15 protein-coding genes are annotated in these 15,031 nt (G+C 40.1%); 10 read left to right on the forward strand and 5 right to left on the reverse strand.

Features of this window, described 5'->3' with window-relative positions; all coding sequences use genetic code 11:
* The first annotated feature begins 31 nt into the window (after nucleotides 1-31).
* Genes OCU78_RS08920 through OCU78_RS08930 form a run of 3 tightly spaced genes read left to right on the forward strand, consistent with a single transcriptional unit; the run spans nucleotide 32 to nucleotide 2,704 of the window.
* Nucleotides 32-988, forward strand: a complete 957-nt coding sequence (locus OCU78_RS08920; protein WP_137372918.1) for an ABC transporter permease — start codon at nucleotides 32-34, stop codon at nucleotides 986-988.
* Nucleotides 981-1,931 (forward strand): iron chelate uptake ABC transporter family permease subunit, encoded by a 951-nt coding sequence (locus OCU78_RS08925; RefSeq protein ID WP_137372917.1) that lies wholly within the window; start codon nucleotides 981-983, stop codon nucleotides 1,929-1,931. Before OCU78_RS08920 ends, OCU78_RS08925 begins: the two co-directional genes overlap by 8 nt.
* Before the next feature lie 11 nt (nucleotides 1,932-1,942).
* The gene (locus tag OCU78_RS08930; RefSeq protein ID WP_137372916.1) at nucleotides 1,943-2,704 is read left to right on the forward strand and encodes an iron ABC transporter ATP-binding protein; all 762 of its coding nucleotides are present in this window, start codon (nucleotides 1,943-1,945) and stop codon (nucleotides 2,702-2,704) included.
* 267 nt (nucleotides 2,705-2,971) lie between these two features.
* On the opposite strand, the gene OCU78_RS08935 is transcribed toward OCU78_RS08930, so the two are convergent.
* Nucleotides 2,972-3,928 (reverse strand): glycosyl transferase family protein, encoded by a 957-nt coding sequence (locus OCU78_RS08935; protein ID WP_137372915.1) that lies wholly within the window; start codon nucleotides 3,926-3,928, stop codon nucleotides 2,972-2,974.
* A 263-nt stretch (nucleotides 3,929-4,191) separates the two neighbouring features.
* Here OCU78_RS08935 and OCU78_RS08940 point away from each other — a divergent pair, with 263 nt between their 5' ends.
* From OCU78_RS08940 to OCU78_RS08960, 5 genes are all read left to right on the forward strand, one after another.
* Nucleotides 4,192-5,310: a sensor domain-containing diguanylate cyclase gene (locus tag OCU78_RS08940; RefSeq protein WP_137372914.1), complete on the forward strand. Its 1,119-nt coding sequence runs from the start codon at nucleotides 4,192-4,194 to the stop codon at nucleotides 5,308-5,310.
* A 93-nt stretch (nucleotides 5,311-5,403) separates the two neighbouring features.
* Nucleotides 5,404-5,820, forward strand: coding sequence for a hypothetical protein (locus OCU78_RS08945; protein ID WP_137372913.1), 417 nt, complete (start codon nucleotides 5,404-5,406; stop codon nucleotides 5,818-5,820).
* Between the two features lie 92 nt (nucleotides 5,821-5,912).
* Nucleotides 5,913-6,512: a thiol:disulfide interchange protein DsbA/DsbL gene (locus OCU78_RS08950; protein ID WP_137372912.1), complete on the forward strand. Its 600-nt coding sequence runs from the start codon at nucleotides 5,913-5,915 to the stop codon at nucleotides 6,510-6,512.
* Between the two features lie 243 nt (nucleotides 6,513-6,755).
* Nucleotides 6,756-7,250: a peptidylprolyl isomerase gene (locus OCU78_RS08955; protein ID WP_137372911.1), complete on the forward strand. Its 495-nt coding sequence runs from the start codon at nucleotides 6,756-6,758 to the stop codon at nucleotides 7,248-7,250.
* Between the two features lie 177 nt (nucleotides 7,251-7,427).
* Nucleotides 7,428-7,856 (forward strand): MarR family winged helix-turn-helix transcriptional regulator, encoded by a 429-nt coding sequence (locus OCU78_RS08960; RefSeq protein WP_137372910.1) that lies wholly within the window; start codon nucleotides 7,428-7,430, stop codon nucleotides 7,854-7,856.
* An 88-nt stretch (nucleotides 7,857-7,944) separates the two neighbouring features.
* On the opposite strand, the gene OCU78_RS08965 is transcribed toward OCU78_RS08960, so the two are convergent.
* The 4 genes from OCU78_RS08965 to OCU78_RS08980 all read right to left on the reverse strand — a co-directional run bounded on the left by OCU78_RS08965 (nucleotide 7,945) and on the right by OCU78_RS08980 (nucleotide 11,622).
* Complete coding sequence (locus OCU78_RS08965; protein WP_137372909.1) at nucleotides 7,945-8,823, reverse strand: DMT family transporter; 879 nt, start codon at nucleotides 8,821-8,823, stop codon at nucleotides 7,945-7,947.
* Nucleotides 8,824-8,931: 108 nt separating this feature from the next.
* Complete coding sequence (locus tag OCU78_RS08970; RefSeq protein ID WP_137373286.1) at nucleotides 8,932-10,029, reverse strand: alkene reductase; 1,098 nt, start codon at nucleotides 10,027-10,029, stop codon at nucleotides 8,932-8,934.
* Nucleotides 10,030-10,044: 15 nt separating this feature from the next.
* Nucleotides 10,045-10,422: a lactoylglutathione lyase gene (gene gloA, locus OCU78_RS08975; protein ID WP_137372908.1), complete on the reverse strand. Its 378-nt coding sequence runs from the start codon at nucleotides 10,420-10,422 to the stop codon at nucleotides 10,045-10,047.
* A gap of 258 nt (nucleotides 10,423-10,680) precedes the next feature.
* Nucleotides 10,681-11,622 (reverse strand): LysR family transcriptional regulator, encoded by a 942-nt coding sequence (locus tag OCU78_RS08980; RefSeq protein ID WP_137372907.1) that lies wholly within the window; start codon nucleotides 11,620-11,622, stop codon nucleotides 10,681-10,683.
* Between the two features lie 387 nt (nucleotides 11,623-12,009).
* Between OCU78_RS08980 and OCU78_RS08985 the strand changes: the two genes are divergently transcribed.
* Together OCU78_RS08985 and OCU78_RS08990 are read left to right on the forward strand one after the other, a co-directional pair.
* Nucleotides 12,010-13,257 carry an OmpP1/FadL family transporter gene (locus OCU78_RS08985; RefSeq protein WP_137372906.1) on the forward strand — a complete coding sequence of 416 codons (1,248 nt, stop codon included), beginning with the start codon at nucleotides 12,010-12,012 and terminating at the stop codon, nucleotides 13,255-13,257.
* 645 nt (nucleotides 13,258-13,902) lie between these two features.
* A complete protein-coding gene (locus tag OCU78_RS08990) occupies nucleotides 13,903-14,808 on the forward strand; it encodes a hypothetical protein (protein ID WP_137372905.1) in 906 nt (301 codons plus the stop codon).
* Nucleotides 14,809-15,031 lie beyond the last annotated feature (223 nt).

Raw genomic sequence — 15,031 nt, forward strand, 5'->3', positions numbered from 1 at the left:
AACACTAAATATAAGTACCGTATCCAACAAAATGAAATCATCACACTTATTAGCATTTTTAATTTTACTCGGCCTTGCTAGCGGCTCTCTATTAGTTGGCGCTGCCAATGTTTCTTTATCAGGAATATTGTCCGGCGATAGCCATGCAATCAATATTCTATTTACGAGCCGACTGCCTCGTTTATTAGCCATTATTCTTGCAGGTGCTGGATTAAGTATTGCTGGTCTTATCATGCAGCAAATTGTTCAGAACCGATTTGCAGCTCCTTCTACCACAGGTACCATTGATTGGGCCATGCTGGGTTACATCGTCGCCTTAATCACTTTCTCTGGAATGAGTGCTTGGGTCCACTTGCTTACGATTTTTGCTTTTTCTGTTTTCGGCACAGTTGTGTTCGTGCGTTTTTTACAGCGCTTAAAATTCAAAAGTACTGTTATGGTTCCACTCATCGGCATCATGTATGGCAACGTTATTTCATCGATGACGACTTTCATCGCTTATAAATACGATCTTGTTCAGACATTAGGGTCATGGACTGTTGCAAACTTTGCTTCGGTATTACGTGGCAACTATGAATTTCTTTATATTGCCCTTCCGGTTTCGCTACTGGCATATGCGTACGCAAACCGCTTTAGCGCGGCAAGTGTAGGAGAAAGCTTTGCAAAAAACATTGGCTTAAACTACCAACGTATTGTGTTGATTGGCGTTATCCTTGTTGCGGTATTGTCTTCATCCGTCGTGATGATCGTTGGAATGATCCCTTTCTTAGGGTTAATTGTTCCCAACATTGTTTCTTTGTTCATAGGCGACAACATGCGCCGTAATCTTCCATGGACAGCTTACGTTGGCGTGGTGATGGTCTTAGCTTGCGACATTTTAGGACGGATCATTATATTCCCTTACGAAATGCCCATTTCAATGATCATCAGTATTCTAGGTGGTGCCGTGTTCATTTACTTAATCATGAGAGATAAGTCGAATGCGTGATTCAAATAAACTTATTCTTCTCATAGTGATGGCTTTTGCTATTTGTGCACTATTTTTGGGTAAAGGGCTCACGCCAGAGAATTACCAATTCTTTTTATCACGAAGAATTCCCAAAGTACTGGCTATCATACTCTCAGCAATGGCTATTGCATCGTCGTCTTTAATTTTTCAGACGATTACAGCGAACCGTATCCTTACGCCTTCTATTTTAGGTTTTGACTATCTCTACGTCATGATTCAAGTGATACTTGTAGCGGCTTTTGGTGGCTTCAGTACCATCATCATTGATACGAAAATGAACTTTCTATTTGCAACATGCATCATGATTGTATGTGCCATGACGTTATTTCATTTTTACTTTAAGGGTAGGCAAAGGAACATTTTTACTTTGCTATTGATTGGCGTGGTATTAAGCGGCTTATTCAGCAGTGTGACGAGCTTTTTCACTATGGTCATCGACCCTGATGAATTCACTTACATACAAGGTTCTATGTTTGCGAGCTTCAATAACATCAACGCTGAACTTGTTTACTGGTGTACGATTCCTTTGGTCGCTTGCTGCGCATATTTGTTCAAAATAGCGAACAAGCTGGACGTAATGTGGTTAGGCGTTGATAACGCAAAAAGCTTGGGGGTTGATACCCACAAGCTAACCATGCAAGTAATGTTCATCATCACTGTGATGGTATCAATTTCCACAGCTTTGACTGGTCCCGTGCTGTTTTTCGGTCTTATCGTCGTTGCACTCACCCGCCAGTTATTCAGCCGATTCCAACATCGATTCTTGCTTTTTGCGACGGCGATACTTTCTATTGTGCTACTTGCTGGCGGACAGTGGGTAGTCGAGAACCTCTTTGATTTTGATACAACTATCAGCGTAATTATCAACTTCCTTGGTGGCGGTTATTTCCTATTTCTCCTAATGAAATACAAATTTGATTAAGGTCTACCCTCGTGATTGAAATTAGCGGACTAAGCAAAAAATATAATAATAAATACGTCGTAAAAAACGCCGATGCATTGTTTCCACAAGGAAAAGTGACCAGTATCATTGGGCCTAACGGTGCAGGCAAAAGCACCTTACTTTCTATGGCAAGCCAGTTAACTGAGAGCGATGCCGGACAAGTCATCATCGGTAATCAACCACTAGAACAATGGAGCAGTGCTGACCTTGCAAAACGTTTATCGGTGTTGAGACAATCTAACAACATCAACATGCGGTTTACGGTTCGAGAACTAGTTGCCTTTGGTCGTTTTCCTTATTCCCAAGGTCGACTCACTGATGAAGATAACAGCATTATTGATCGCGCTCTTTTCCATCTCGACATATCGGAGTTGCAAGACAGCTATATTGATCAACTTTCTGGTGGTCAAAGACAAATGGCGTTCATTGCGATGGTTGTCGCGCAAGATACCGACTACATATTCTTAGATGAACCACTGAATAACCTAGATATTAAGCATTCTGTCGATATCATGGCAACTTTGAAAAAACTGGCTGATAAACACAACAAAGCGGTGGTGATTGTTATTCATGACATTAACTTTGCTTCTAGTTATTCGGATAATATTGTGGCAATGAAATTTGGTGAAGTAATAAAAAGCGGTACTGTTTTAGAGGTAATTCAAGAAGATGTACTCAGTGAAATCTATGAAATCCCTTTCAAAGTACAAGAAATAGATGGCAATCGCATATCACTTTATTACCGTAGATAGCTAATTTCTTATCGTAGGTAACCTATTGATTATCTAATACAATTACCTTCTCGGTGTGCATTTTTTAAGAGCAACAAAGCCTAGCCAAGGATATAGTTTTAAGTTTTTCGCTCTCGAATACAAAAGGTCAGCAATTATGCTGACCTTTTTAATGCATGCTCAAAGTACAGACAGGAGTTCAGTAATTTTGCACTATCAAGCTATCAAGCTATCAAGCTATCAAGCTATCAAGCTATCAAGCTATCAAGCTATCAAGCTATCAAGCTATCAAGCTGCGCAGTATTGCTTCCAATATTGTAAAGCCAAAGCATAGGCTTCTTCTTTATTGTGCTTTTCTGCAAATAAAATCGCTGTCATGGTATCCACAACACTATTAACCATGAGTTCATGTTCATCTTCAGGTGTCCCTAGAACGCATTCTTTAGGCGTAGGTAACTCAACATTCATTGACCCTTCCCAATAAAATGACTCTACTTTCTCAGGAGTACTCATCCATACTGTTTGGCTCACTTTCGGGTTGTATTCAGACTCACCTGATTGACCTTTAAATGAAATAACCGAGTGTGACTTATTGCCTATTACATGTTCCACTTCAGCGTGTAATTGTGGGAATCCTGGATGGAAACTGCCCCTTAAACCTAAACGACCGCCACCGGGGTTTAACGCTCGAACTACGGTGTTGATAGGAGTACGAAGACCATAGCGATTTTTCCAGCTGATCATGGTTTTTGCTTCAGGAGCAAAGTTAGCCAATGGCAAATAAGCAATACCATCCGCATCCATTATTGCTTTCGCATCTTCTGGGCTTTCGGCACTTCGCACGTTGAGTGTTTCGAGGTAGGTTTCAACATGCTCTCGCCCGCTTGGCTTATCCATATAACCATGCATTAAAATTTTATAACCTTGTTCCGACAAAATTTTTGCCGCTAAGAGATTCCAAGGTTTACCGCTACTTTTGTCATTTCGCTTACCTGCGTAGCACGGCCAGTCAATATCGGCACCAAGATCTGGGACTCGAGATTGGAATGCTTTAACGAAGCCGGCAATCTCTTCATTCGTTTCATTTTGCACTCGAATCAGCATTAAAAGCATTGCCATTTGGTCATCACCAACTTGCCCACTTAAATACTCATCCATGATTCTATAAGCTTGGTCGAACGATAAAGGCTTACGCCCTCTTTCACCACGTCCAACAGTTCGAATACACTCTAAAATACTGCTCATTAACTCTCACTACTCTTCAATTTAATCTTAACGGGTAAACCGTTGGTCGACTGATTCAGCTAAGTAAAATACGTTCAGCACTTCAAACTCTTCCGCTTTATCAATCGAGAATATGCGTCACTCCTAAAACATGCACACTGACCATCCAAGTCCGATGAACATCAAAAATTCTGACGCAAACTATAGGAGTATTGATTCTATGACACGTGGGTCTTGATTCAAAGCAATAGTCTTAATCCGCTTTAATGCCTCTAAAATAAAGAATGACATTCCATACAGCACTGCTTTCTTCCCGTAACGAAAACGGTCCTAAAAGTGGGACTTCATTATCAATATATGGGCTATATCCGGTTAAAATTGATGAAATACGCTATATCTTTATTAACAGTTGGATTTATCAGGACCCCGAAAACTTGGATTCAGTATTTTACCGAGCAGTCAGCAACAACCCTGAAGTCATCTCAAAGGTGTTTGATGTACTTCCAGAACCAACATTCTTAATTAATGAGGATGGCTTCTACGTGGAAGCTTGGGGTGGAACAGATCATACGCGTCACCATAGTCCAAACTTAGTGGTAGGAATGCACATTCGTGAAATTCTACCTATGGAAAAAGCATGTTGGTTTGAAGATATTGTCCGGCAAGTAATCCGAACTCAACAAGCTTATGAGTTAGAGTATGAATTAGACTCAAGGCAATTACCGTGCTTTAAAGGTATGGATGGACCTTCCGGATTGCAATACTTCAGCGCTTTTGTTGTTCCGTTAGCTCAACACCATGTACTTTGGACCGTGCGAAACATCACTGAATACAAAGTCATTCAAGTTCAACTGGCTGAGCAGCAACAAGCCCTTGAAAAGCAAACTTATACAGACCATTTAACTCAAATATATAATCGTTTTGCTTTAGAAAAACTTCTTCCAACGGCTTTGAATACTACGATAATAAATAAAACAAGTGCCGCTTTATTTATGATCGATATTGATTGTTTTAAGAACCTTAACGACCGCTACGGACATTTACAAGGTGATCAAGCATTAATAAAAATAGCTCATTCAATTAAGAGTTGGTGTGCAAGTAAAGGTGGTGACTGTTTCCGTTTTGGGGGTGATGAATTTTTAGTTTTCATGCCTAAAGTCAGTAAGGATGAAGCGCAACAATACGCTCAAAAATTGCTTATGATTATTCAATCGCTGAAAATTCCTAATATCGACTCGACAGTTAGTAACGTACTTTCGATTACCATTGGACTTATGCATCGCAAAACAATAAACGATGAAGTCAATATTGAACAATTCATAGCGATAGCAGATAGAGCTCTATTTTATGCGAAAAATATGGAACGCGGGACCATACACATGTTTAACGAAAGTAGAGAATAATATTGAATCACATCGAACAATTGGCGGGTTACCCTTGGTCATGTATGATGCTTAACAACGAAAGTTATTGTTTAAACTAGATTGCGATCATTCATGCCAAAATTGCTTAATAAAATTTGGATACATGCTTTTATGTTGTTTGCTATGTTAGTAGCAAATAACTCAGTTAGTGCCATAAAACGCGCTGACACCGGGCTTGTATCTGAAATTCCGGCAACAGAAAGCACAAGCCTACATAACAGCCCTAGTTTTGCGAATACCATTCAGCCAGTGACTTCTCACCTAACTACCGAAGTCACTCACTTAGATTGCCCGAATAACTATCAAGAGACTGAAGTTAAACACACTGAACACAGTGGTTGTAGCTCTGTCTGCCTGTTAAAAATGCCACCTTTCAAGGCTTCAAGCTCTATTGATTATCAGCATCAATCTTTAGCGCTTATAGAACGCGAACCTAAACTAAAACCGGTTTTACATAGCCAAACTTTACTACGCCCTCCTATTTCCTAGCTTTCATCTCAGCTTATACAACAACATAAATTCATTACGCTACTACTTATGGCGTGATGACTGACGATTTAATTATTGGAAATAAAATCATTATGAAAAAATTACTTACTCTATTTAGCGCATTAATTCTTAGCTTATCAGCACAAGCGGCACAATTTGAAGAAGGGACGCATTACACAACTTTAGATGTGAAAAAAGCAAAAACATCTACAGTGACGGAGTTTTTCTCTTTCTATTGCCCGCATTGCTACAAGTTTGAAGGTGTGGTTGAGAACTTGAAAAAAAGCTTACCGAAGGATGCTAGTTTTGAGAAAGTGCACGTAGCCTTTATGGGCAGCAACATGGCAGTGCCTATGGCTAAGTCATACGCAACTATGATCGCTCTTGACGCTGAAGAAAGCATGATTCCTGAAATGTTCAAACAAATACACGACCTAAGACAAGCGCCAAAAGATGAAGAGGCTCTACGTCAAATCTTCTTAGATACTGGGATTGATGCTAAAAAGTTTGACGCTGCATATAACAGCTTTGCTGTTAACTCGATACAAAAACGTTTCGATAAGCAGTTTGAGGCAAGTACTTTAACAGGTGTTCCTGGCGTATTAGTGAATGATAAATACATTGTGAAACCTGGTAGCATCAAGAGCTATGAAGAATACAACCAATTAGTTAACTACTTACTGGATCTATAATAGTCATTTTCTGGCTAGCTTTGTGCTGATATTTGCGGGTACTTCCAAGCGAATATTAATTTGAACAATCATCCAGTTTATTAATCCAAAGGCTTAGTTCATGACTAAGCCTTTTCGTTTCTAGTATGGCTTTCGTATTCTGTTGGTCCTCGACTCTTCTACTCTTCTACTCTTCTACTCTTCTACTCTTCTTTATGGAATTTCCTTATACTGCCTTCAACTATTTTTAAAACAGTAAATACTATGATTATTTTTACGACAAACTTTGGTGACATTGAGATTGAGTTGGATTTAGAGAAAGCTCCGGTTAGCTCTAAGAACTTTTTAAAGTATTGCCAAGATGGATTTTATGAAGGCACCACATTCCACAGAGTCATCGAAGGTTTCATGATCCAAGGTGGTGGGCATACCATCGATATGACAGAAAAACCAACAAGAGCTCCGATTGTTAATGAAGCAAATCGTGGTTTAAAAAATGTCATTGGTTCCGTCGCTATGGCGCGTACAGATGCTCCTCATTCCGCTACCGCTCAATTTTTCATTAACTTAGATAACAATGAGTTTTTAGATCATACCTCTACTACAAATTCTGGTTGGGGATATGCCGTGTTTGGAAAAGTGTCGGCTGGTATGGATGTGGTCAGAAAAATAGAGTCAGCCCCTACAACAATTCGTTGGGGCCATGAAGATGTTCCATGCGAAGATATTGTCATATCTAAAGTTACGGTCAGTGAATAGGCGCGAGTAATAAGCCACAACGAAAACTGCATATTGATGATATTGGATGTTTTTTAATAAAATGGTATGCAGTTAACTTTTTTCATCAGAACAAAAAGCATTTCTAGTGCTTATTGCATCAGCATTAGTTACGATGACAATAGTTGTATTATCACAGTAAGAACTGGATGTAAGAAAATGCCGGAAGAGTTTAATAGACAAAGTAGCTTTGGCTGGATGATCAATGTCGTTGCTAACAAAGCCAGTAAAGACTTTGATGCTGAGTTGAAAAAGCATGGGTTAACCATTGCTTTGTGGCCAACATTGATGTGTCTGTGGGAAGAAGAAGGCATCACCCAACGAGACATCGCCGCTAAATCGAAGGTTGAAAATTCAACAACCACACGAACATTAGACAAATTGGAAAAACTCGCACTCGTTGAACGCAGAGATGACCCAAATAGCCGTCGATCATTTAGAATATTTTTGACTGAAAAAGGTAAAGCGCTGGAAACAGAGTTGATCCCTATCCCTCTAAGATTAAACAAAGACTTACTTAGCGCTCTCGACTCAGATGAGCAGAAGCAAATGATCGCTTTACTACAGAAAATGGTTGCTGATATCTAGCGAAAGGTTTTCGCTATCTAACAAATAAGCTCCCTGCAATTCAGTCAAGATTCAGTAAGTACAAAACCAAATCACCAAAGCCCTCGCTCTAGTCGAGGGCTTTATTTTTTCTCGACCATTTGATGTAGCAACACAGTGACGCAATGATTACCGCCCCACCTATTAATTTTTGCAGTTCTACACTCTCTCCAAGTACACAGACACTTAATAACAACGTCCATACCGGTTCTAAAATCATGATAAGAGCAGCCACTTCCATATTCACTGAATGTTGTCCCACAGTCTGCAGTAAATAGCGGATAGATGTGGCAACGACAGCAGAGACTACGAACCAAAACACAAGAGTTTGAGTTATTTCAAACTCAGGTTGAACAGTCGAAGACGCAAACACGAGCCCACTGATGCCGACCACAAAAAGTTGAATACAAATTGATGCAATAGGCTTGATATTGGTGATGACTCGTTTGTTCATTACAAAGTGAAGTGATAGCAGCATTGATGCCAGCAGAAAATAGATCTGGCTCGGCTCTAGATGCCAACCATTAGTTAAGGTAAGCAGCAACATACCAATAATCGCGATAGGAAATGACAGCCAAAACGCACGATTAGGTTTAACTCGAAAGATCACCCAAGAAACAAATGGGGCAATAATCATTGCTAAGCTCATAATAAACGCCCCTTCAGATAACGTTTCGGTCACTGAAACTGCATACACCCACACCTGTAATGAGACGGAAAGCAGTAAGCCAACACCGCATAGCGACATAATTTGTTTAATCGTCAGTTGGCGAATATGGCGAAAACAAAAGGGTAAAAGCAATAAACTTGCGATCGTAAATCGGACACCAATAAACACGGGACCTGGCATTTCTAAGACCACCAGCTTAGAAGCAATCCATCCAACCCCAGCTAATAAAGTTGCACATAAGAGATAAAGTTCTCCACGCATTGCTTTTACGTTCATCATTTACATATGGTCCAATAACAAAAAAGCAACCCGACTCTGCGGGTTGCTTTTATAAACATTTCACAGGATCAAGATACTATCTTAATACTCTGCTTTCAGGCAGTATTTTTAGCCTGCATATACTGGGTAGTCAGTCAGACCTTTTTCAGCACCGCCAAACAATGTGTTTGGATCATGTGCTGCTAGTGGGTAACCATTTTGAATACGCGCGGGTAAATCAGGGTTCGCGACAAACGGGCGACCAAAACCAACCATATCAGTCACTCCTTCAGCAACTGCTCTCTCACCGCGTTCGCTGTCATATTTACCTGCGTAAATCAGAACACCATCGTAAGCGTTACGCACCGCTTCTTTAAATGTTTTAGGTGTTTCTGGAGCATCATCCCAATCGACTTCTGCAATATGCAAATAAACGATTTTGTATAAGTTGAGTAGCGTCGCTGCGGCTGTGTAAGTCTCAACAGGTGTCGCATCAACAGTGCCATTTAGTGATGTAAACGGAGCAAGGCGAACACCTACTTTATCAGCACCGATAGCACTAACCATAGCTTCAACAACTTCACCTAAGAAACGTAAGCGATTTTCAACTGAACCGCCGTATTCATCTGTTCGACTGTTTGCTTCAGAATCAATAAACTGGTTAATCAAGTAACCATTCGCCGCATGTAATTCAATGCCATCAAAACCCGCTTCAACCGCATTTAAAGCCGCTTGACGGTATTGTTCGACAACATCTTTGATGTCTGACTTCGTCATTTCACGAGGTTCAACAACATCAACAAATCCAGGAGCATCAGTACCATTATCGATAAATACTTTTACATTTTCAGCTTTCATTGCTGATGATGAAATTGGCTGTTCACCACCGATGTTGTCTGGGTGTGTAACACGACCAACATGCCAAAGCTGCGCGAATATAACGCCATCTTTTTCATGCACAGCATCCGTTACTTTTTTCCAACCCGCGATTTGTTCATCTGAATAAATGCCAGGAGTCCAAGCATAACCCTGTCCCATAGCTGAGATCTGTGTACCTTCCGCAATAATTAAACCTGCAGTTGCACGTTGAGCATAATATTCAGCCATCATTTCATTTGCTGCGTTGCCAGGCTGAGTAGCACGAGAACGAGTCATGGGTGGCATTACAATACGATTCTTTAGAGTGATATTACCAAGTTGAATCGGTTGGAATAGTGCGTTTGTCATCATGTTATCCTCTAATTAACCTAATTGAATCAGTTCGATTTGGTAGCCATCTGGGTCAGTAATAAAAGCAATATGAGTGGTTCCACCTTTTACAGGTCCCGCTTCACGAGTCACATTCCCGCCCAATGATTTAATCTTGTCACACGCTTCATAAATATCTTCTACACCTAGTGCCAAATGACCAAATTGGTTGCCCATGTTGTACTCATTGGTATCCCAGTTAAATGTCAGCTCGATAGTTGTTCCACCGTGCTCGTAACCCACAAAAACCAGTGTATAACGATATTCAGTGTTCTCGTGACGCTCAAGCTCCTTCATACCCAGAACCTTCGTATAAAACTCAATAGATTTATTTAAGTTCGTCACTCGAAGCATTGTGTGCAAAAATTTCATTTATTCACCTTTGTATACTTCAAACTAATGAAGCGATTTGTCTGTTCTGAAGTCTTAATCTTCTCTGTTGTTGGGTATATTAGGGGAAAGGTACAATTTAATGAAATTATCAAAAATTCTCATAGTGATAATTTTTTGTTATCAATGTGATTGTTGGGAAGGGAGAGACGGGTAATATGAAAGTTTAAATAGAAAAAGGAGACCGAAGCCTCCTATTTAATTTATATCATTGAATATTAATGGAAATTTATACTTTTTCTATTTTTTAAAAGCAGGACGCTTATGATGTAACAGCTGTGACATTTCATCGGAAGTGTTGATAATTTCTTGTCTGAACCACTTATGAGCAGGATCGTTATTTTGTTTTTTCAGCCAAATCAGATAATGAGAGATAGGCAAATACTCAAAAGGAGGCTGGAATAACTGTAAATCTAAACGCTCTTGAAATTGAATTGCCATTGAAAGTGGCACAACCGTTATGTAGTCCGACTGACTGCACAGTAATAAGTTACTAAATAGCGAACTGCCGTGAAAAACAATCTTACGCTGTGATATATCCAGTGAAGTATAGTGACTTAAGCTTCTAACCTGACGCCGAGTTCGATCCAAAACAGCATGTTTTTCTGTCATGTATTGCGCTTCAGTTATCTCACCCTTAATTCTTGGGTGTCCAGTGCGACAAGCAATCACAAACTCACCATCATAAAGCTTCTCACTGACGGTACTTGGATGCTCAGGCAATACAATATCAATCATTGCATCAAACTTTTGCGTTAAAAGATCTTCATGAACTTGATCATCAGTGTCAGGTTGATCATAAACTTCCAACGAGATCCCTTGGTTAGGCAACTGAGCAAAGCGGTTAAGCAATAACCACTGCAAATGTTCAGGGGCTGAGACGACAAATTTACGCTCAGATGTCACCTCATCAAATGATGCCATTCCCTGAAAGACGCCATTAAGCTCTTGTATTGGAGCTTTCACCTGCTCATACAAACTCTGCGAAAAAGCGGTTGGTACCACTCCTCGCCCGCTGCGTACAAACAATTCCTGACCAACATCATTCTTTAATCGTCCCAAAGCGGTACTGATTGTCGACTGGTTGGTATTCAAGTGCTCGGCCGCCTTACTTAAACTCCCCTGCTCCATCACAGCAGAAAATACAGCCAATAAGTTAAAGTTCGGAATGTCGTTACTCATTCATTTTTCCTATCAATCGTTAAAACGATAATTAACTTATCTTTTACTTGTTTTTCGTAATAGGTTCAATGTTTACCATTTGCTTGCTTTCTATATGTGAACTGAAACTTAACTCTTCAAACTCAATTGCTATGAGTAGTACCACTAGACCTAATAATAAGAGCGATAGATTTCAGTGTTTACTACTGACGTATTGCGGTCTAACTATATAATCACTTAATTTCATAGATTTTCTAAACAACACATTTATATAACCGACTTTTGACATCCACCTAGATTGAATCATCGTGAAAGCGATAATTAAATAATTATTTTGCTTATGTTTCTCACTTTAAAGTCCATCTAGTATCCGCCTGTTTATGGTAGTCATCACAATAGGTTGGTTAAATGAAAAAACACTTTTTAGCTTTGGCAATTACTACGGTAGTAAGCCAAGCATATGCTGCGGGTCCACTTCTTCCTGAATTAGGCTCTTTAAATGTCAGTACAGCAGGAGCAGGAAGCGCAGCATTAGCAGAAAGTGCTTTAACAGCATGGACAAACCCAGCAGGTATGTCGCAGTTAGAAGAAATGAATGTAACGATGAATGCTGCGCTACTTGATACCACATTTAATTATACAGACGCGGGCTCAACGGGTGCGTTCGCTAATGGTCAAAATGCAGATGGTGGGACGCTAACCCCTGCGGCCAGTTTCTATTTCGCAACCCCGATTAATGACAAGTTTCACGGCGGAATTGCGCTTGCATCCCAAGGAGGATCAGGGGTTGATTATGGGAAAAACTTTCACGGGCAAAGCTTATTAGAAAATGCCGAGTTTGTTACCGTACAAATTGCACCAGCCATATCTTATAAAGTAAATGAAGAATTAGCGGTTGGTATGTCAGCTAACTTTGAATACTTTACGGCAAATGGCGAGCTTGATGTACTCCCCGGCTCACTGCCTACTATTGGAACGGGTGTGCTTGAAGCAGAAGCGAACGATTTTAACGTTGGCTATTCATTAAGTGCGTTTTATAAACCAAACAATAACCATAGATTTGGCTTAATTTACCGTTCTGAAATCGCACATTATGGTGAAGGAGACGTGAAGGCCAGCCATACCGGGTTTTTAGACACAGCTCCTTCTGCAGATGTTGGTTTGGACTTCATTATGCCAGCACACCTACAAGCAAGTGGTGTACACACAGTTATTCCAAAATGGGATTTACTGTGGAGTGTCACTTGGTACGATTTATCAACCTGGACTGACTTAACGCTGGATATCAATGATAGCCCTATCCCTGTTGTGACTCGAAACTTTGATGATGTTTGGAACTTCGCAATAGGCACTCACTACCAATTAAGCCGAAAAGTACGTTTAGAAACAGGAATAAGTTACGAAACATCTCCTCAAGACAATCCAAATAATATTTACATGGATGTGCCTTTAGGTGAAATTTGGCGATTTGGTCTAGGAGCAACGTATAAAATCAACCGTAATTGGGAGATGCGCGGCTATTACGACTACATCGACTTAAGCGAACCTGAGATCGATTATACGCTCGATGTACTTCCTAATCTTGGTAACATGAAAGGCTCCTATGAAAGCCATGCTCATTATGTAGGTCTCCAAGTTAACTATCGCTTCAAGTAACGATTAACTCAGGTATAAATCTACTCAGTACTTATCGGAATATTAAGCTTAGCGTTGGCTAAGCTTTTTCTATTTATGTCGCGTATATACACTCTAAAAGAGTCTCATCCTTCTCTTTAGAGCTTTATCCGTAAATCATGACTACACCGTTTCGATTTGTATTGAATTTTAGCCTAATGAACGGGATAAACAAGGGCTTATTGTCTCACTTTTCGTGACACTGTTTCGCGCATCACTTTCTGTCATGTAGTAAAGCTCGTTTTATATTTATATCGTACGCACCGAACATTACACCTTTTCCCACCATACAGCTTTCCAGATAAATCCATTCATCTTCAAGCATCATAAGCTCTAGCCCTTACTATACTTAGCATGGTGAACTTTTCGTTCACTTTATCTGCACGTCATTCCTCTAAAAATCGACACATATCTTTTCTCAAAAGCCGGCCGGTTATTTGTTATTAATCTGTATATCCAAGGAATAAATAACTATAACTATCGGATTCACGATAATTACAAAACGAAATATCACGTAGATTCATATTATTCGCTTCCTCTATATTCCTCCCAACGAATAAACGCTTCATGGCTAATGGCTATGAAGATGAAATAAATTTCCTAAAAATTATGGCTAAGGATATAGATATGCTTAAAAAGAATCTCCTTTCTGTTGCAATCACCGCAGCAGCACTACTTTCGACAACAGCAAGTGCACAAGAAAAATTATCAGTGCAAGAAGCTGCAAAAAAATCAGCTAACCCTGTATCTGATGTTTGGATGTTGATCACCCAAAATGATTACACAGTCCTAGAAAAAGACGATGGTCACCATGAAATGCAAAACCGTTTCAGCTTTCAACCAGTAATGCCAGTCCCTATTATGGATGGCGAATGGAACCTAGTTAACCGTCTGGTAGCGAACCATTATAGCGCTCCAGGAGATCGTGAAGACGGTGACTTCTTTGAAGGTCGTACAAATGGCATGGGCGACACCGTTTTTCTATCAATGGCCGCACCTAACCGTGACGACGGTTGGATTTGGGGTGTTGGTCCAACAATGATTATGCCCACCGGTACTGACGGTTTAACACAAGATAAATGGCAAGTAGGTCCTGCTGCAATGGTGGCTCGTCTTGGTAAAGAAACAGGTAACCCAACAAGCATTGAAAGCTGGAACGTAGGTTTCTTAGCCCAGCAATGGTGGGATGTTGGCGGAAGTGATAGCGTCACCGACTCAACAAGCCAAGCTGATATCCAGTATTTTTTAAACTATCGTTTAAGCAACACAGCCCTAATAGGTATGACACCGAATATACAAGTTGATTGGACAAAAGATGGCTCAGACCAATTCACGGTACCAGTAGGCTTGGGCTATATCGATATGTTTAAAATTGGACCTATGCCCGTACGCTGGGGGGTTGAACTTCAGTATTATGTAATGAAGCCTGATGCCAATGTTGGTGCTACTAACCCATCAGAATATGTTCCGTATGCTCCAGATTGGAACCTGAAATTCTTCATTGCTCCGGTTACACTGAATCCATTCAAATAAACTGTCCAAATCCCCCCTGACTGGTCTAATTTCTCAAATATTTTAGACCGGTCTTCCTAATTCTTTTTTACCCACTTCTATGATCCAGACCAAGTTAATGAACAAAGTTTTCAAGATGTATATGAGCCTTTTCAAATAATCGGAGTACCGATTTAGTATTAAATAAACACATCGTAAATTCGATATATCAAAATCGTATTACACGGTAGATACCACTCAGTTC

Source organism: Vibrio gallaecicus, from assembly GCF_024347495.1.
GTDB lineage: Bacteria > Pseudomonadota > Gammaproteobacteria > Enterobacterales > Vibrionaceae > Vibrio > Vibrio gallaecicus.

Excerpts from the sequence above, each read along its gene's own strand:
- OCU78_RS08985 (WP_137372906.1), top strand. The coding sequence starts at position 12,010 with ATGAAAAAACACTTTTTAGCTTTGGCAATTACTACGGTAGTAAGCCAA.
- gloA (WP_137372908.1), bottom strand. The coding sequence starts at position 10,422 with ATGAAATTTTTGCACACAATGCTTCGAGTGACGAACTTAAATAAATCT.
- OCU78_RS08970 (WP_137373286.1), bottom strand. The coding sequence starts at position 10,029 with ATGACAAACGCACTATTCCAACCGATTCAACTTGGTAATATCACTCTA.
- OCU78_RS08960 (WP_137372910.1), top strand. The coding sequence starts at position 7,428 with ATGCCGGAAGAGTTTAATAGACAAAGTAGCTTTGGCTGGATGATCAAT.
- OCU78_RS08955 (WP_137372911.1), top strand. The coding sequence starts at position 6,756 with ATGATTATTTTTACGACAAACTTTGGTGACATTGAGATTGAGTTGGAT.
- OCU78_RS08940 (WP_137372914.1), top strand. The coding sequence starts at position 4,192 with ATGACATTCCATACAGCACTGCTTTCTTCCCGTAACGAAAACGGTCCT.
- OCU78_RS08990 (WP_137372905.1), top strand. The coding sequence starts at position 13,903 with ATGCTTAAAAAGAATCTCCTTTCTGTTGCAATCACCGCAGCAGCACTA.
- OCU78_RS08925 (WP_137372917.1), top strand. The coding sequence starts at position 981 with ATGCGTGATTCAAATAAACTTATTCTTCTCATAGTGATGGCTTTTGCT.
- OCU78_RS08945 (WP_137372913.1), top strand. The coding sequence starts at position 5,404 with ATGCCAAAATTGCTTAATAAAATTTGGATACATGCTTTTATGTTGTTT.
- OCU78_RS08920 (WP_137372918.1), top strand. The coding sequence starts at position 32 with ATGAAATCATCACACTTATTAGCATTTTTAATTTTACTCGGCCTTGCT.
- OCU78_RS08965 (WP_137372909.1), bottom strand. The coding sequence starts at position 8,823 with ATGATGAACGTAAAAGCAATGCGTGGAGAACTTTATCTCTTATGTGCA.
- OCU78_RS08980 (WP_137372907.1), bottom strand. The coding sequence starts at position 11,622 with ATGAGTAACGACATTCCGAACTTTAACTTATTGGCTGTATTTTCTGCT.
- OCU78_RS08935 (WP_137372915.1), bottom strand. The coding sequence starts at position 3,928 with ATGAGCAGTATTTTAGAGTGTATTCGAACTGTTGGACGTGGTGAAAGA.
- OCU78_RS08950 (WP_137372912.1), top strand. The coding sequence starts at position 5,913 with ATGAAAAAATTACTTACTCTATTTAGCGCATTAATTCTTAGCTTATCA.